The sequence below is a fragment of the Haladaptatus caseinilyticus genome, from assembly GCF_026248685.1.
In the GTDB taxonomy this organism is placed as follows: Archaea; Halobacteriota; Halobacteria; order Halobacteriales; family Haladaptataceae; genus Haladaptatus; species Haladaptatus caseinilyticus.
Genome location: NZ_CP111041.1, coordinates 436,706 through 454,407 on the forward strand (window position 1 = coordinate 436,706; position 17,702 = coordinate 454,407).

General features: G+C 56.0%; 12 protein-coding genes. 6 read left to right on the top strand and 6 right to left on the bottom strand.

The features are described 5' to 3' along the window. Nucleotides 1-56: 56 nt before the first annotated feature. Together ilvA and OOF89_RS22065 are read right to left on the bottom strand one after the other, a co-directional pair. The gene (gene ilvA, locus OOF89_RS22060; RefSeq protein WP_266082092.1) at nt 57-1,301 is read right to left on the bottom strand and encodes a threonine ammonia-lyase; all 1,245 of its coding nucleotides are present in this window, start codon (nt 1,299-1,301) and stop codon (nt 57-59) included. After that, on the bottom strand, nt 1,298-2,575 hold the full coding sequence (locus tag OOF89_RS22065) for an amidohydrolase (RefSeq protein ID WP_266082094.1): 1,278 nt from the start codon (nt 2,573-2,575) through the stop codon (nt 1,298-1,300). Before OOF89_RS22065 ends, ilvA begins: the two co-directional genes overlap by 4 nt. Nucleotides 2,576-2,712: 137 nt before the next feature. Between OOF89_RS22065 and OOF89_RS22070 the strand changes: the two genes are divergently transcribed. Next, nucleotides 2,713-3,684 carry a D-2-hydroxyacid dehydrogenase gene (locus tag OOF89_RS22070; protein ID WP_266082096.1) on the top strand — a complete coding sequence of 324 codons (972 nt, stop codon included), beginning with the start codon at nt 2,713-2,715 and terminating at the stop codon, nt 3,682-3,684. Between the two features lie 6 nt (nt 3,685-3,690). Continuing rightward, entirely contained in the window at nt 3,691-6,732 is a 3,042-nt protein-coding gene (locus tag OOF89_RS22075; protein ID WP_266082098.1) for an FAD-binding and (Fe-S)-binding domain-containing protein, read from the top strand. Between the two features lie 53 nt (nt 6,733-6,785). Here OOF89_RS22075 and gdhB read toward each other — a convergent pair whose 3' ends face one another. The 3 genes from gdhB to OOF89_RS22090 all read right to left on the bottom strand — a co-directional run bounded on the left by gdhB (nt 6,786) and on the right by OOF89_RS22090 (nt 11,009). After that, entirely contained in the window at nt 6,786-8,078 is a 1,293-nt protein-coding gene (gene gdhB / locus OOF89_RS22080; RefSeq protein ID WP_303657573.1) for a glutamate dehydrogenase GdhB, read from the bottom strand. A 3-nt stretch (nt 8,079-8,081) separates the two neighbouring features. Next, a complete protein-coding gene (locus OOF89_RS22085) occupies nt 8,082-9,260 on the bottom strand; it encodes a M24 family metallopeptidase (protein ID WP_266082100.1) in 1,179 nt (392 codons plus the stop codon). Nucleotides 9,261-9,347: 87 nt separating this feature from the next. Then, nucleotides 9,348-11,009, bottom strand: a complete 1,662-nt coding sequence (locus OOF89_RS22090; RefSeq protein WP_266082102.1) for an aldehyde ferredoxin oxidoreductase family protein — start codon at nt 11,007-11,009, stop codon at nt 9,348-9,350. Between the two features lie 161 nt (nt 11,010-11,170). Between OOF89_RS22090 and OOF89_RS22095 the strand changes: the two genes are divergently transcribed. Together OOF89_RS22095 and OOF89_RS22100 are read left to right on the top strand one after the other, a co-directional pair. Continuing rightward, a complete protein-coding gene (locus tag OOF89_RS22095) occupies nt 11,171-12,556 on the top strand; it encodes an aspartate aminotransferase family protein (RefSeq protein WP_266082104.1) in 1,386 nt (461 codons plus the stop codon). A 10-nt stretch (nt 12,557-12,566) separates the two neighbouring features. After that, on the top strand, nt 12,567-12,950 hold the full coding sequence (locus tag OOF89_RS22100) for a Rid family detoxifying hydrolase (protein WP_266082106.1): 384 nt from the start codon (nt 12,567-12,569) through the stop codon (nt 12,948-12,950). Between the two features lie 105 nt (nt 12,951-13,055). Here OOF89_RS22100 and OOF89_RS22105 read toward each other — a convergent pair whose 3' ends face one another. Next, a complete protein-coding gene (locus OOF89_RS22105; RefSeq protein ID WP_266082108.1) occupies nt 13,056-13,709 on the bottom strand; it encodes a hypothetical protein in 654 nt (217 codons plus the stop codon). 409 nt (nt 13,710-14,118) lie between these two features. Here OOF89_RS22105 and OOF89_RS22110 point away from each other — a divergent pair, with 409 nt between their 5' ends. Next, the gene (locus OOF89_RS22110) at nt 14,119-15,756 is read left to right on the top strand and encodes a BCCT family transporter (RefSeq protein WP_266082109.1); all 1,638 of its coding nucleotides are present in this window, start codon (nt 14,119-14,121) and stop codon (nt 15,754-15,756) included. 809 nt (nt 15,757-16,565) lie between these two features. Continuing rightward, on the top strand, nt 16,566-17,333 hold the full coding sequence (locus OOF89_RS22115; RefSeq protein ID WP_266082111.1) for an IclR family transcriptional regulator: 768 nt from the start codon (nt 16,566-16,568) through the stop codon (nt 17,331-17,333). The last annotated feature ends 369 nt before the right edge of the window (nt 17,334-17,702 follow it).

Here is a 17,702-nt window from a genome sequence, read left to right on the forward strand (position 1 = left end):
AAACACCAGCATCGTTGCACCGGATCATACCGATACTAGGACGAACGGATATCGACTCAGGCGAGCGTATGTGAAGTGACGGATAGTTCGTCGAGTGAATCGAGCGCATCGATGACCGATTGGAGATGTTCCGTACCGCTCCCTTCGATACCGACTCTGATCGGCGTCCGATTCGGGTCGTCCTGAGCGGTCCGTCGCGTTCGTTCGAGCACATCCAGTTCCGCACCTTGTGACTCCGTCGTGGTTGTTACTGCACTCACCCCGGTCGGCCAGTTATCGACGGCGATTTCGACCTCGGCGTACCGACCGAGATGCATCAGCCCGGTTCTGGTGAGTTCGCCGTGTTCGGTGAGGTTCACATTTCCACCGGAAACGACGGCAGCAACGTGTTCTCCCCTGACATCGACCGCATCCGAGAGGAGCGCAGCGACGGGTGCTGCACCGGCAGTCTCGACGACCGTTTTTGCCCGTTCTGCGAGTAACGTCAGTGCGACGGACATCTCCAGGTCGCTTACTGAGACGACGTCGTCGACGTACTCACGAATGACGGTAAACGTTTTTTCGAGGAGACGGGTATCTGCGATCCCCTCGGCAACGGTGTCGATTTCGGATAGCTCGCGGATCTCGTCCCGTTTAAGCGACGGCTTTGCATGATACGCACCTGCTGGTTGCACACCGATGACACGGATCGATGGGTCGTGCTGCTTGAGAACGGTCGCGATTCCAGAGATGAGACCACCACCGCCGATAGAGACGACGACAGTATCGAGGGTCGGATACTGTTCTATCAGTTCCTTACCGACGGTTCCCTGTCCGGCGATAACGCCTTCGTCGTTGAATGGATGGATGAACTCCAACTCCATTTCTTCGGCGAGTTCCAACGCGTATTCGTAGGAGTGTTCGTAGATCTTCCCTTCGACGATGACCTCCGCACCATATCCGCGCGTCGCTTCGATCTTTGCTGCTGGCGTCACTTCCGGAACGACGATCGTCGTATCGATACCCAGGATATCTCCCGCGAGTGCGACACCCTGTGCGTGATTTCCAGCACTGGAAGCGATGACGCCACGGTCTTTCGTTTGCTCCGAGAGCTGGGCCATCGTATTGTACGCCCCACGGATCTTGAACGACCCCGTCCGTTGCATGTTTTCGAGTTTGAGCCCGACCGAGGATGCGCCGCTCATATCGGCAAAGGTCGTCGAGCTGTCTACCGGCGTTCGATGAACGATGGCCTCGATTCTGTCGTGGGCTGCTGCGACCGCATCAGCGGTGACGATATCGAGTGCCTTCCGATCGCTCATACATTCTCACTCACGGACAGCACGGATTCCGTTAGCACTTCGACGCCGATAGGGAGACTCCGCTCGTCAACGTCGAACGTCGGAGTGTGGTGGCTGGTCGGATGGTCCGTTCCGATAATGAGATACGTCGCGGAGCCACCGTCCTCTTGAACCCGCTTCATCAGGAACGTGGCATCCTCACTCGCACCGAAGTCAGCCGTCGGACGGACTTTCTCGACGCCATCGACGTTTCGAGCGACATCGGCGACGACGTTGATGAGTTCCGGGTCGCTGTCAGCACGAGGCGATTCGCTGACGATTTCGACCTCGGAATCACAGCCGTGCATGGCTGCGGAGGTGCGAAGCGTTTGGACCAGCTCCTCTTTCATGTACTCCATGAGTGCTGTCGTTTCACCTCGCGCTTCCCCGAGCACTGTGACCTCGTCCGCGATGACGTTGCTTGCAGTTCCACCCTCTGCTCTGCCGATGTTGACCCGTGTCATTCCATCGCTATGACGCGGGATCGCGTACGTGTTCTGAATGGCGGTTCCGAGCGCTTGCATCGCGTTATCTCCCTCGTTGGGATTTTTACCCGCATGTGCTGACGTTCCCTCAAATGTCGATTCGACGTGACACATGGCAAGCGGGCGTTCGATGCCTGCGACGACCTCGCCAGTTGGGTGGTCTAGCCCGACATGGACCGCAAATAGGTGATCGAGGTCGGCACAGTATTCGCTCTTCGCCATCGGATGGCCGCCACCAGAGACCTCCTCCGCAGGTTGGAAGAACACCGTGAGCGTTCCCTCGAATTCGCGGTCCTTGATGGTTTCTAGTACAGCGAGACCCCACGTCATGTGGGCATCGTGGCCACAGGCGTGCATCGACTCGTCGTTCGCCGAGCGGAAACCCTCAGCTTCGGGCAGATGTGTCTCGTCAGTGGACTCTTCGATAAACAGTGCATCAATATCAACACGGAGTCCGACCGATGGTCCCGCACCTTCGTCGAGGACGGCAACGACGCCCGTGTTGCCACCAGCCATTTTCTCCAGCAGATCGTCGTCAGCTCCTCGTTCGCGTGCTCGCTCTAACCACTGATCGAGGCTGTTCTCTTCGGGAACAGCCATCCTATCGGCCGGATCATAGGCGTCGGGGCCGACGGCGAGTTCATCCACGCCGATTTCGCGTAACTCTTCGACGAGTCGAGACGTCGTGTAGAATTCCCGCCATGCCGGTTCAGGATGCCGATGCAGATCGCGTCGTACCGATTCCAATCGGTTCGTAATCGGGGAGGACATATGAGTCATATTCACACTCCACACACTTAACAGTACACAACATTCGTTGATATCGAATACACAAAAAGACTAAGTGGGGGAGTGACAATTACCACACTACCGACACGCGTCATCATTGACGCACCTATGAACTAGCTATGAGTGAAAACGCCGACATCGTCGTCCTCCGAGAGGGGACGGAAGGATTATCGATGGAATCGTACGCCGAAGCGCTTCGCGATCGACTTCCCGAACAGTCAGTCGCACTCGCACGCACGCCGAAACAAGAAAGGGAACTCGTCGAAGACGCCCGCATCGTCACGGGAATCTCCCTCGACAAAGCACTCCTCGAACGTGCCACCGATCTCGAACTGTTCGCCTGCACATTCGCCGGAACTGACCACGTTCCAATGGACGAAATCGAGGCAAGCGGCGTCGCTGTCACGAACGCTGGAGGGATTCACGCCCCAGGTATCGCCGAGCAGGCGATCGGAAACATACTCGTATTCACTCGCCGACTACACGAGGGGTGGCGGCGCAAACAACAGAGCCAGTGGCGACACTTCCAATCGGGTGAACTTACCGATAGCACGGTGACGGTGATCGGACTCGGTTCGATCGGTCAGGCAATTGTTCAGCGCCTACAGGGATTCGAGGTCGAGACGATAGGTATTCGCTACACACCTTCGAAGGGCGGCCCAACCGACGAAGTCCTCGGGTTCGAGGAGGACGACATCCATCGAGCGCTTTCCCGAAGCGACTATGTCGTCATCGCTTGCCCCCTCAACGACCTCACACGCAACCTCATCGGGAGCAAAGAGTTTGCCACGATGCCGACCAACTGCGTCCTCGTCAATACTGCACGTGGTGGCATCGTCGATACCAACGCATTGGTTTCGGCGCTTCGATCGAACAAGATTCGTGGGGCCGCGCTCGACGTAACCGATCCAGAACCGTTGCCTGACGACCATCCGCTGTGGGGGCTCGAAAACTGCCTCATCACCCCGCATACCGGTGGCCACACTCCGAAGCATTGGGACCGCCTCGCCGACATCGTCGCCGAAAACGTTGCTCGACTCGATGCCGGTGATACCTTAGTGAATCAGGTACGTGCACCGGAGACACGGTAACCAGCAATGGCGACGCAGGACTCCAAACCACTCGACGAATCAGGATCGATAGATCCGGCCAGCGACGACCGGGCGACGTACGATTACACCGGTGGGTCTCACCATCGACAGGAACTCGTCGATGACCTCGAATCGCTCATCGACGGCGACGTCAGGTTCGACGAGTACTCCCGGCAGCTCTATGCGACCGACGCTTCCGCCTACGAGGTCACACCCGTCGGCGTCGTCTTTCCACGCTCGACGGACGACGTCGCCGCCATCGTCGACTACTGTTTCGACCACGAGATTCCCGTTCTTCCGCGGGGGGGCGGCACCAGTTTGGCTGGCCAGGCAACGAACGAAGCCGTCGTGCTCGATTTGAGCGTCTACATGAACGATCTCGTCGAGGTCGACCCTGGTGCTCGCGTAGCCGATGTACAGGCCGGTGCTGTACTTGCGGACCTCAACGCAGCACTCGCACCTCACGACCTCAAATTCGCCCCGGACCCGGCTGCCGGCGATCGGAGTACGCTGGGTGGAGCGATTGGCAATAACTCCACGGGTGCCCACTCGCTACAATACGGTAAGACGGACGCCTACGTCGAAGAGGTCGAGGTCGTTCTCGCCGACGGGACGGTTACCACGTTCGGGGAAGTGACACTCGACGAACTCCGAAATCGTGCCGCTTCCGATGGCAATATCGAGAGCCGCATTTACGATGTGCTCCGCCGTGTCGTAGACGAGGAGAGCGAAACGATTCACGACGTATATCCACAGCTGAAACGCAACGTCTCGGGGTACAACCTCGACAGGCTCGTCCAGGAAGCAGCGTCGGAGACGATCAACCTCGCTCGTGTTTTCGCTGGGAGTGAGGGAACGCTCGGCGTGGTTACGGCGGCGACCATCTCGCTCGAATCGGTTCCCGAAACGAAATCGGTCGCGTTGCTTACGTATCACGACCTGATAGACGCGATGGCCGACGTCGATACGATCGTCCAAAATCATGATCCTGCTGCCGTTGAAGCCATCGACGATGTTCTTCTCGATCTCGCTCGTGAGACGGAGGAGTTCGAAACAGTCGCAGCGATGCTGCCGGCGGAAACCGAAACGGCACTGCTGGTCGAGTTCTACGCGGAGGACGAGGCACACGGACGACAGCAAGTCGCGGAGCTGGTCGCCGACAGAATCCCGGATGTCGCTCTAGACGAGGCGGAGCATGAAGAAGAAGATCGCCAATACGACGAGCCAGTCCGCGCCTTTGACGTGCTAGAAGCGTACGATGAGGAGGAACGAGCGACGCTCTGGAAACTTCGGAAGAGCGGAATGCCCATTCTCCTCTCCCGGACGACCGACGCAAAGCACATCTCGTTCATCGAAGACACCGCCGTCCCGACGGAAAACCTCGCTGAATACGTTGCTGATTTCCAAGCGGTACTCGACGACCACGACACGTTCGCCTCGTTCTACGCCCACGCCGGTCCCGGATGTATGCACATGCGGCCACTCGTCGATACGAAAAGTCCAGCAGGTGTTGCCCAAATGGAGTCGATCTCCGACGCCGTGACTGACCTCGTCGTCGAGTACAACGGTTCCGTTTCAGGTGAACACGGCGATGGTCGTGCTCGAACACAGTGGAATCGGAAGCTGTACGGCGATGATGTCTGGTCGCTATTCCGCGATGTGAAGTCGGCGTTCGACCCCGACTGGATCCTCAATCCTGGACAGGTCTGTGGTGAAATAGACATGACCGAGCAGCTTCGGTTCGGTGGTAACTACGATTTCGAAGCCGAGTTCGATCCGACGCTGAATTGGGAGAACGACAATGGCTTCCAGGGAATGGTCGAACTCTGTCACGGCTGTGGTGGCTGTCGCGGCCAGCAGGAAACCACTGGTGGGGTGATGTGCCCGACCTATCGCGCTGCCGAAGAGGAAAGCGTCACAACCCGTGGTCGAGCGAACATGTTGCGACAAGCGATGAGCGGTGACCTCGATGATGACGTACTCGATATCGAGTTCATGAACGAGGTAATGGACCTCTGTATCGGCTGCAAGGGCTGTTCCCGCGACTGTCCGAGCGAAGTCGACATGGCAAAGCTGAAAGCCGAGGTCGAACATGCCAATCATGAGCAACACGGTGCGGGCGTTCGGGAACGGCTCTTTGCGAATATCGACACGCTCAACTCCATCGGGTCGAGGCTTGCCCCGGTTTCAAACTGGGCCGAAACGATCCCTGGGGTTCGAACCGTCCTCGAAGAGACGGTCGGCATCGCCAAAGAACGCTCACTTCCAACGTTCCATCGCGAGAGTTTCGAGGAGTGGTTCGAAGCACGGGGCGGTCCACGAGTTTCACCATCACATGCAGCGCGAAAGGTACTGTTGTTCCCCGATACGTACACGAACTACAACCACCCCGAAGCGGGGAAAGCAGCGGTTCGAGTACTCGAAGCTGCCGATGTTCACGTTCGAATCCCCGAAAACGTAACCTCGACCGGTCGTCCGGCACACTCGAAGGGCTTCCTCGACGTATCACGTGAACGCGCGGCAACGAACATCGACGCCCTCGCACCACGAGTCATCGAGGGCTGGGACGTCGTTCTCGTCGAACCATCCGACGCCGTGATGTTTCAGTCGGATTATCTCGACCTCTTGTCGGGTCGTGACGTCGAACGGGTTGCGGCTAACACGTATGGTATACTCGAATACCTCGACCGATTCGACTTCGACCTCGAATTCGAGACCCTCACCGAATCGCTCACGTATCATGGTCATTGCCATCAAAAATCGACGAAGAAGGACCATCATGCGGCTTCGGTACTTGGGAAAGCCGGATACGAAGTCGATGTGCTCGATTCAGGCTGCTGTGGAATGGCTGGTTCGTTCGGTTACGAGTCCGAACACTACTCAATGAGTATGGCGATCGCGAACATCCTCTTCGAACAGGTCGACGACAGCGACGGCGAACAAGTCGTCGCTCCTGGTGCGTCTTGCCGAACGCAGCTAGAGGACAGAAACGATGGCGAGGAACCGGTACATCCGATCGAAAAGGTCGAAGACGCACTTCGAACCTGACCGATATCCCTCTTATCCTCCATTTCGACGGGAAGAAGGACCGAACTGGCACGCTACGGCCAGAGTCCGCGTGTTCCCTTGGCAGTCGCAACGCGATTGAGTGCCACGATGTATGCGGCATCACGCCACGTTACGCCGCGAGTTTCGACTTCGTCGCGAACGGCACTCCACGCCTTTAGCATCTCGGATTCGAGTTCGTTGTTGACACGGTCGAGTGTCCACTGTCGTCGATTGATGTCCTGTAGCCACTCGAAATACGACACCGTCACGCCGCCCGCGTTGGCGAGGATATCGGGGATAACCGGGATATCACGCCGTTCGAAGATGGAGTCCGCGGCAAACGTGGTTGGACCGTTTGCTCCTTCGACGATGAGGTCAGCCTCGACGTCGTCGGCGTTGTTTGCCGTCAGAACGTTACCGACGGCGGCAGGAATGAGCACGTCGACGTCGAGTTCGAGCAGTTCCTCGTTGGAAAGCTGCTGGGGCGCTTCGTAGCCGGAGACCATTCCGGGACGCTCGTCGTGGGCCATCACCCCTTTCGTGTCCAGCCCACGAGGATCGAAAATCGCACCGTCGACGTCGGAGACGGCGAGGACGTCTGCCCCCCATTCGTCGAGTGCTCGAGCAGCGTTCGCGCCGACGCTTCCGTACCCCTGCACGGCAACGGTGGTTTCGTCGAGGTTCCAGTCGTAGTAATCGATAGCTTCGCGTGTGACGATCGCGACACTCCGTCCTGGCGCCTCTTCGCGCCCATAGGAACCACCGATGACTGGCGGTTTTCCGGTGACGACACCGGGTGTCGTCTCACCCCGCTGCATGGAGTAGGCATCCATAAACCACGCCATGGTCTGTGCATCAGTGCCCATATCCGGGGCTGGCACGTCTTGTTTTGGACCGACGACGTCCCGAAGTTCTTCGGCAAATCGGCGTGTGAGCCGCTCTTTTTCCTCGTTGCTCAGACGTTTCGGATCGACGGCGATGCCACCCTTTCCACCACCAAATGGAAGGTCCATGACGGCGCACTTCCACGTCATCCACATCGAGAGGCCGATACACTCCTCGGCGTTGACCTCGGGATGATACCGAAGCCCACCTTTATACGGTCCACGAACGTCGTCGTGTTGTGCGCGGAAGCCCGTAAACACCTCTAATTCGCCGTCATCACGCTTGAGTGGGACGGATACGCGCTGAACTTTCGTCGGATGTTTCAACCGCTCGACGACGCCATCGTCGACATCGATGTGCGCTGCAGCACGCTTCAGTTGGCGGCGAGCCGTCATCAACGCTGATTCGCTCGATTCGTCAGTTTCCGTCGCGTCGGCGTCTTTGGACGTTAGCTGGGACATGAGTTACGTGGAGAACAGTTCCTGCGGGAAGTCGGCCAGTACCTCGGCGCCGTTCGAGGTGACGCGGAACGTCTCGCTGAGTTCGACGCCGAAGTCGTCGAACCAGAGGCCCGGAATCATGTGGAACGTCATATTCTTTTCGAGCACCGTCTCGTCCCCTGGACGGAGACTAGCGGTGTGCTCGCCCCAATCCGGTGGGTAGCCAAGCCCCATCGAGTAACCGATGCGTTCCTCCTTTTCGAGACCGTATTTCTGAATAACCTCACGCCATGCCTTCTCGACGCGCTCGCAAGTCACACCCGGTTCGGCGACGTCAAGCGCGGCATTCACGCCTTCGACGACGATTTCCATCCGGTCCTGCATCTCCTGTGGCGGGTCGCCCACGTACGTCGTTCGGGCGAGTGGTGAATGGTAGCGGTGCCGGCATCCGGAGAGTTCGATAATAACCGGGTCACCCTGTGCGAAGGGACGATCGGTCCACGTGAGATGAGGGGTCCCAGTATGATCGCCGGAAGGCATGAGTGGAACGATGGAAGGGTAGTCACCACCGTACTCCTCGGTACCATCGATGAGCGCGTTGTAGATGGCACGTGCTGCTTCCGACTCGGGGACGCCCTCCTCGATCGCGTCCAGACCGGCACTCATTGCATTCTCCGAGATACGGGCAGCCTCCCGCATGTACTGGAGTTCCTGATCGGATTTCGTGACACGAACCCAGTTGACCAGCAGGGTCGTATCCTCGAATTCCGCCTCGGGGAGGTTCTGCTGCAGGCGCAAATAGGACTTTGCCGTGAAGTAGTAGGCGTCCATCTCCAGTCCGATGCGTGCATCATCGACACCGAGGTCTCGTAACACTTGCGCGAAGAAGTCCATCGGATGCAAGTCGTACGGCGACTGGACGTGGTCGTCGCTGTAGGATCGAATGCTCTCTTCTTCCAACCACGTCGTCGCGCGTGCGCCATTAGCGTCTTGGCCGCGGCCAACCCAGACCGGCTCGTCTCGGTCCTGGGTGACGATGACGGCTTGATGCACATAGAACGACCAGCCGTCGTAGCCAGATAGATAGTTCATGTTCGCCGGGTCGGCGATCACGAGCGCGTCGAGTTCGCGTTCACGCATTCGCTCTTTCGTCTGCTCGATTCGTCTCTCGTATTCGCTGGCGGTAAATACTGACTGTGGCATGCTACCTGTTCCCGAAAGGGGTATTTATTGGAGACCTATTTTAATTTTTTGTGTACGGTGAGTACGGTTCATGTGTATGGGCGACAGTCACTCCGTAGGGACCTGCCCATCGGGAACGACCCCGTCGTCCCAATCTCGGATTTCGTAGTACTCCTCCAACGCGTCTTCGAAGCCTGGAATCTCGTAGGGGAGCGTATCATCCGACCGGTCGAAGCCACGCTGGTTGTTGAAGTGTCGTTCGAGGGTGACGATTCGGTTTCCGACCGCGAGTAGCTCCTCGAAGTCAGCGCCGAACAGCATCTCATACCTTTCTGGGTTCATATAGTCCCGTGAAAATTTACACACGACACCGCTATCGTTGACCGCCATCTGATTTTCCTTCTCGATGAGCCGCTGTGGTTTTCCCTCGAACCCGGTTGGGTCGTACGCGTCGTCCTCGTCGACAAGTGGGTACTCCTGTGAGTAGAACACAGCATACATGTGGTCTGCACCACGGTTCGCGACGGCATACGAGAGTCCCTGACCGTGGAGTACGCGTCCCTCGTGGGCTGCAAAGTCCATGCCTTTGACCGTCCAGTTCGGTACATCGAGATCATCGTGAATGCGGGCAATCCCTTCGGCAAGGTCGTCACCGACACCCTCTCGGTGGGCGATCTTCTCGACCAGTTCGTGGATGAGGTCGACGTTTCCAAACTCGTCCTGTGCGGCGAGATAGGCGGCCACGGTGTTCCCCGCCGAAATCGCGTCCAATCCGTATCGGTCACACAACTCGTTCGACTTCATCACATCGACGATATCGTCAACGCCGGAGTTCGACCCAAACGCCATCGCAACCTCGAACTCGGGACCTTCCGTTTCTACGCCGCGTGTTTCGTCCTTCGTCGGAAGTTTACAGGCGAACGCACATGCAGAACAGGTTCCCTTCTTGTACTTCTTTTCTTCGACGGCGGCGCCGTTGATTCCTCCGACGCCCTCGAACTCCTGTTCGGAGAAATAATACGACGGGAGGCCGTTCAGTTCGTTCGCGAGGTCCATCACCGCGACCGTTCCCTGTCGTTTCATAATATGGTCGTCCGTAGCTGCCTCACGGTGGATTTCCATCTGTGAGGCGGGTATATCGATGTCGAGCGCCGAGTCTCCCTCGAAAGTGAGCGCTTTCACGTTCTTCGACCCGAGCACTGCCCCGAGCCCGCCACGACCGAATGCCCGCTCTTCGGATGTCATGATGGAAGCAAAACGGACCAAATTTTCGCCGGCCGGTCCGATGACGGCGGTTTGATCGGCTCCGATCGCATGTTCGTCTTCCAAGTACGAAACAGTCTCCGGAACGGTCGCACCGGCGAGCGCTGGCACCGGTTCGAATTCGACGCCACTATCGGAGATGTGAACAATCACTAATTCGTCGCTTTTTCCAGTGATTTCGACGGCTGCGTGACCCGTATCTGCGAAGTTACGTGACATAAAGCCGCCCGCGTTCGACGAGACCAGCCCATCAGTGAGCGGGGAAACTGCCGTTGCATTCATTCGTCCAGTGAAACTCATCGTCGATGCCTGCATCGGACCGGTTGCGAAGAACAGCCGATTTTCCGCATCGAACGGGTCGGCGTCGAACGGAATACGCTCGTGGGCGAGCTTCGTCGCGACGCCTCGTCCGCCGATGAACGATTCGAGGATATCGTCGATGGATTCTGTCTTCGTCGTTCGTGTCCCCACGTCGATCGTGAGGTGTGGCCCCACTGTGTGCAACATACACAAGACAAGGAATCCCGTGTTACTTAATTGTTCACGAAATCTGTGTATGTAAGTCATCCTATTCGTTTTCGCAGGTCAAGAGCGGTATCAATAACTGTGTATGACCTGGGTGATTTCTGTGGACAAGATATATATGACTGTTTCACAATGGCACACATATGGCAGTAGGACCATCGATCGAGGAGTTACACTTCGACGAGGCACCGTCAGTCGATTCCGTTCCCGGACCGACATCGCGGGCGCTTATCGAGAAGCAACAACGTATCGACAGCAGCGCGGTCGCTTACCCCGAGGATATCCCGATCGCTTTCGAGGAGGGAAAGGGAGCGACGGTTCGTGATGTAGACGGCAACACCTTCATCGATATGTTCGCCGGTATCGGCGTGTTCAACGTCGGGCACGCGAACCCGTACGTTCTCGACGCAGTGCATGAGCAAGCGGACAAGCTCGTCCATACCGTCGACTTCCCGACAGAGGCCAGACTCGAACTCATCGAGAAGCTCGACGAGATTGCCCCAGGTTCCCTACAAGGGAACAACAAGGTCGTCTTCGGCGGTCCGACCGGTAGCGACGCCGTTGAAGCGTCCATCAAGCTCGGCAAGTACAACACGGGTGGCGACGGACTCATCGCCTTCCGTGGCGCGTACCACGGCGCGACGAGTGGTGCAATGAGCGTCACGTCAAACACGAAGTTCAAGGAAGACTACACGCCGCTGCTCCCGGACGTCGTTCACTCGCCTTACCCGTATCCGTTTGGACAGGAAAAGGATCCACAAGAGGCAGTCGATCACGCACTCGAAGAACTACAGGCAACGCTCGAAGACCCGTACGGTGGCCTCGCGAATCCTGCGGGCATCATCGTCGAACCGATTCAAGGAGAGGGCGGCGTTATTACGCCGCCGGAAGGGTTTTTGCAGGGCGTTCGAGATCTCGCTACAGATAACGATGTGCCCCTCATCTTCGACGAGATTCAGAGCGGACTCGGTCGATCCGGTCAGTGGTGGGCGAGTGAATGGGACGACGTCACGCCCGACATCATGACTTCCGCGAAAGCCCTCGGTGGCGTCGGGTTCCCACTCTCGGCGACGATGTACGACGAATCCCTCGATACGTGGGGCTCCGGTGATCACGCTGGCACCTACCGTGGCCACGTCGTCGCGATGCGTGCTGGAACACGTGCTATCGAATACATTCAGGAACATGACTTGCTCGCACACGCTCGTAACCTAGGCGAATACATCCGGACCCGGTTGAAAGAAGCCGGTGAAGGAAATCCCCATTTAGGGGAGGTCCGAGGAAAGGGACTGTTCATCGGGGCGGAGTTCGTCGATGGTGATGGGAACCCCGACGGGGAGATGGCCGACGCGATCCAGGATTACTGTTTCGAGCACGGTGTCCTCGTGTGGAAGGCGGGCCGGTACGGCAACATCGTACGACTGCTCCCACCGCTCGTGCTTACCGAGGATCTGGCCGAAACGGCGCTCGACATCATCACTGAGGCCGTCGAAACGACGACCGCCGCAAAGCAAGACATCCAAAGATAGCAGTTTCACAATGACTTCGGAACCCATCGTCACAGACGAGGCACCGCGCAATGACAATCCGTACTCGCAGGGCGTCCGCGCCGACGATACGCTCTATGTATCCGGCTATGGTCCAGTCGACCCCGAAACGGGAGAGGACGTCGACGGCGACGTGCAAGCTGAAACCGAACAAGTACTGGAGAACATTGCAGCGACCGTCGAGAAAGCGGGCGGGTCGCTCGACGATGTCGTCAAGATAACTGTCTATCTGACCGACTTGGACGACTATGACCGTGTCAACGAGGCCTACGGTAACCAGTTCACCGGTACGCCACCGGCCCGTGTCTGCGTGGAGGTCTCGCGTCTCCCCGACGATGTCCATATCGAAATGGACGCCATCGCACATCTCGGGTGACGCTTCCTTCGAGAAGTCGTCCGGTCATCTGCTTTTGACCCACGAGAACGGTTCGCTGGCGGTCAGACCCCCTATGTGGTAAACACGCCAGAACCGAACCATAACTTAGTTGCTTGATTCCTCGAACCGTTGATTCCGTCGGTCGGTTGCTCTGTTTACGTTCCGGACGAACTCTGCCATCTGATCTTTCATCTCGGAACGCATCGATGTCGCCGAAAAACCCCCCGATTCGGTTAGAAGCCGAACGAACGCGCGAAGATCTTCGTCAGTGATTTCGTCGAAGCTTCCGTTCTCTAACTGTTCGGTGACCTCGTCGATATCGATCTGTCCGACGGGATCTACGTTGAAGTCGACCGTTACCATCCGGTAGTCCGACCCAGCGAGGCTCTGCTCGGACCGGCTTACCCCCTTTCCAAGCATATCCTTGAACGGAACGTGATAGCCCATCGTTGCGAGATGGAGGAAGCCGAGCATATCGATTATACCGTTCGTGTAGTCGTCACGGTTCTCCGATTCGGGGTTGAAGACGTTTTTGCGGTCACGATCTTCGAGGTGCTCGAAGAGGATAGTAAAGTCGAGGATCGCGTTGCGGAGTCGCTGTCGAATCCGGTTTCGCTTCTGTTTTTTCGAGTGTTCCGTGTAGTCGGTTTTTCGGCCAAGGAGGAACTCACGATCACTTGGCGTCAGGATCCCCCGTCCCCGGTCAGCAGAAAGCGCCAATCGATCGGGGGCATCGGCCTCATCGTTCTCGTTGACCATGCATTGTCTATGCGTATCGTATCAAGTAAGTATTACGACTGACAACAATTGTTGGCTGTTTCTTGTTCGGTGATGGTTTCTTCTACTATGGTACCCGAACAGGACTACAGCATCGTTCGACAGTAATTATCTATCCACGTTGATAAATAAACAGTGATCGTGAACTATGTCTTTAACAACCATAACATTTATCCAGATGAGTTGTGATGGATGAAGCGTGTCGTGACCCTGGTTATACAGTGTCATACATAGTGGACGTTCGAACCATGAAATCGCAACGCAACGAAGATTACTATCCGACCGAATGTGTGTCGAATGGCAGTCGAAACACACGCGAGGGACAGGACAAATCGACTCGGCGTCAGAACGAACGAAATCATAGTATTAGTCACATGACGGAGCGTGACATATGAGTCGCTCAAACGAACAAAGTCCGGTTGAAGAGTTCATCGACGAGATAGAACCGATCGTATTCGCGTTTGGTGCTGGCATCACCCTCCTGTTCGTCGCCCTGTTCGCACTGAATCCAAAGACGGCAGCGAACCTCGTTTCGTCCGCGACTGACTTCGTCCTCGGACATTTCAATTGGGCATTCATGCTGGTGATGTTGGTGTTCGTCGGCTTCCTGGCATTCCTCATTTTCGGCCCCTGGGGACGGATCAAGCTCGGCGATGGAGCCCCCGAGTTCAGCTACTTCTCGTATTTTACGATGATCTATTCGGCTGGGCTCGCCGCAGGTATCGTTTTTTGGGGACCGTCCGAGGCACTCCTCCATTATTCGAGTGTGCCACCACTGTACGACGTTGCATCGAAGTCACAGGCCGCGATTCCCATCGCTGTGCAGTATTCTATCTTCCACTGGGCGATCATCCAATGGTCTTGTTTTACGGTGATGGGCCTCGGTATCGGATATTTCGTCCACGCTCACGGTGCTCCCCTTCGTGTGTCCGCCGTTCTGACACCGTTTGTGGGCGCGGACAACGTCGACAACCTGGCCGGAACGATCATCGATATTCTCGCCGTGTTCGCGACGCTTGGTGGGGTCGCGACATCGTTGGGATTCATCGGGAGTCAATTTCTCACCGGACTCGAGTTCCAATGGGGCATTCAACTCGGTGACGCTGGCACGATAACAGTCATTACCGGGATGACGGCGTTGTTCACGGTATCGCTCGTGCTCGGAGTGGATAAGGGGATTCGCCGTCTATCGAACTTCAATATGGTCCTGTTCGGCGGGCTCATGATATCGACCCTCGTATTCGGACCGACGTTCCGCGTACTCGAACTCAGTACGCAGGCAATCGGTGGCCTGTTGGGCGATTTCTTCAAGATGAGCCTCTTTTTGGATTACACCAATGGTGGGTCATGGTCGAACGCCTGGACTGTCTTTTACTGGTTGTGGCCACTCGCGTGGTCGCCGTTTGCGGGCCTGTTTATCGCACGCATTTCCCGTGGTCGAAGCGTCCGCGAAGTCGCGTTCACTGGTATCGTCGCGACGTCACTTGCGACGATTCCTTGGTTCGCCATCGTGGGTGGTACAGCAACGGTTTTCCAACATAACGGCGTCGCCAACATTCTCGACCCTGTCAATAACTACGGTGAAGCAGTTTCAGGGTACGTCCTCTTCGGAGCCATCGAGTTCATGGGTCTACCGATTGGAACCCTTCTGTTGTTTGGCTTCCTGGTTTTGGTAACTACTTTCTTCGTGACGTCGGCCGATTCGTCAACGCTCGCAGTCTCCATAATGACGACCGGTGGGAAAGAAGAACCGTCGGCGATCAACCGGATCTTTTGGGGAGTCTTACAAGGCGCTGTTGCGTCGATCCTGATGGTCATCGGTGGCGTGGATGCGCTCCAATCTGCCGCGATCATCACCGGAGGTCCATTCGCGATAGTGTGTCTCATAGCCGTTATCGGATTGACGAAGACGTTCCGGGAGGAAGGCGGAAACGTGCTTCTTAGAGAGGAAACTGTTCTCTTCGGAAAGCCAAGCACGGAAAAGCAAACCAACTCATCAACGGTCGCCGTTGGTGCCGAAGACGATTAATAATCGGTCAGTCGGTCGTCTCGTCGTTGCTGTCTCCGGCTATATTCTGTTTTGGAACTCGTGGGTGGCCACATGAAGAGAGGCATACGTGTTCGAATTGGACGTGAAAGCCCACAAATCCAATCCATTGCGGTGGATGCGGAGGCCACAGCTATCCTCTCACTTTATGAAATATAGTCGAGGAAAGGAACTGCAACGGTAAATCACGCTTCTGTTCCGGAGAACCGAATGTATTAATATCTACTATCGATGATCCCTGTTCTATCGAAGTCGCATCCATTACAGAACTAACGTTGTAATTCTCACAATCGTCTGAGTATCTTTTCGATATCGATCTGATATCAAATAGGAACTAAAAATGGCGTTTGCGAAAGTTATCCGGTACACAATGGTATTTTGAGACCACTATCGGCGAAATAACTATCCTACCGAGATACCTCTACAACATCTCTAGGCGAATACTATGTCCCTTCCACACACCCAGTTGTCGAGTAGAATCAAGGTGATACTGTTTTCCTCTCGCGAACATACTAATAGGGTCATTGGTTACTTTTACTGCCAGAACGCTCTAGCAAATTTGGTACACAATATTCGTTTTCGATGGTTATTATTGAGTAATAAAATTAGAAATAAACCTATATTTTCCATGTTTCCCATATTATACCACCATTACCATAATATATAACTATTCGAGGTAAAATATCGCAATTTTATAAACGGTTTTCGGTAACGTCGGGTTTGTCAGTCGGCTAATGGGAAAACAGAGGCTAACATAGTCATAAGTAGTCATGGTAGAAAACTAGGTCCGTATGATGCCACAGCGGACGGAGAATGGGCTTCGAACAACCGAGATATCTCTCCAGCTGGTCGAATTATTGGTAAAGCATGATGGAGCAACGTTGGGTGAACTCGCTGACGAAACCGATCTCGCACGGAGTACGATCCATAACCATCTTCAGACGCTCGCACACTACGGATACGTCGTTCGAGAGAACAACATCTACCGTGTCGGATTGAAGTTGCATCATCTTGGCGATTACGCACGCAAGCAGAACGAGGTGTACGATATTGCCAAGCGAATCGTTACTGACTTAGCCGAGGAAACGGAGTTGGAGGTCGATTTCACCGTCGAGGAGAACGGACGAACCGTCGCGCTGTACGATGCCACTAGCTACTCCGATAGCCCATCGTTCATCGTCGATGGCCGTCTCTTCCATATGCACAATACAGCGTCCGGGAAGTCGATCCTCGCGGAATATCCCGAGACCCGAATTACGGAGATTCTCGATCAGTGGGGGCTTCCTAGCGAAACAGAGCAAACGATCACGACCAGGGATGAACTCTTCGCGGATCTAGAACGTACTCGAGAACGGGGCTACGCGATCAACGAAGAGGAAGCGATCGAAGGACTATGGGCGGTAAGCAAGGTCGTAAAAGACCGGCTGGGCCGTGTCCGTGGCTCGTTGAACGTTTGTGGCCCCACATATATCCACACCGACGAACGCGAGAAAACCATCGTTTCTCAACTCGACAAGAAAATCGAGGCGTTTGAACGAAGTATCGCCGAGAGATCCTGATATCGGCTGTTTGACCGACATCAACTCGGGTCCAGGATGCCATCCAATTCGCTGGCTTGCCTAACAGTCGTTTTCGAATCTACCGTCCTACAATTACGTGGCACGGGCGGCTTGGAAACACGATATGCCTGCTCTTCCGGTGGAACCCCCGATTATTTCGCTGTTGATAGTAACTGCGTCTTCCGCTGTTTCGTCTTTTTACGCGATCCGGATACCATCGGTCCGTTGCATCATTGGGTCGAGTCCCGCAGTGAGACCACCTGCCGGATGACCAACCTCAATACTGCCACCATCGGGATATACTTCTGATACAGTTGACGATTTGAGACGAGTATGAATGCATTAGGAAGCGCTCTATCACCATCGTTC

Bases quoted from the DNA above. Each gene is read 5' to 3' on its own strand.
- ilvA (WP_266082092.1), bottom strand. From the start codon at position 1,301: ATGAGCGATCGGAAGGCACTCGATATCGTCACCGCTGATGCGGTCGCA.
- OOF89_RS22105 (WP_266082108.1), bottom strand. From the start codon at position 13,709: ATGGTCAACGAGAACGATGAGGCCGATGCCCCCGATCGATTGGCGCTT.
- OOF89_RS22090 (WP_266082102.1), bottom strand. From the start codon at position 11,009: ATGTTGCACACAGTGGGGCCACACCTCACGATCGACGTGGGGACACGA.
- OOF89_RS22075 (WP_266082098.1), top strand. From the start codon at position 3,691: ATGGCGACGCAGGACTCCAAACCACTCGACGAATCAGGATCGATAGAT.
- gdhB (WP_303657573.1), bottom strand. From the start codon at position 8,078: ATGTCCCAGCTAACGTCCAAAGACGCCGACGCGACGGAAACTGACGAA.
- OOF89_RS22110 (WP_266082109.1), top strand. From the start codon at position 14,119: ATGAGTCGCTCAAACGAACAAAGTCCGGTTGAAGAGTTCATCGACGAG.
- OOF89_RS22065 (WP_266082094.1), bottom strand. From the start codon at position 2,575: ATGTCCTCCCCGATTACGAACCGATTGGAATCGGTACGACGCGATCTG.
- OOF89_RS22070 (WP_266082096.1), top strand. From the start codon at position 2,713: ATGAGTGAAAACGCCGACATCGTCGTCCTCCGAGAGGGGACGGAAGGA.
- OOF89_RS22095 (WP_266082104.1), top strand. From the start codon at position 11,171: ATGGCAGTAGGACCATCGATCGAGGAGTTACACTTCGACGAGGCACCG.
- OOF89_RS22100 (WP_266082106.1), top strand. From the start codon at position 12,567: ATGACTTCGGAACCCATCGTCACAGACGAGGCACCGCGCAATGACAAT.
- OOF89_RS22085 (WP_266082100.1), bottom strand. From the start codon at position 9,260: ATGCCACAGTCAGTATTTACCGCCAGCGAATACGAGAGACGAATCGAG.
- OOF89_RS22115 (WP_266082111.1), top strand. From the start codon at position 16,566: ATGATGCCACAGCGGACGGAGAATGGGCTTCGAACAACCGAGATATCT.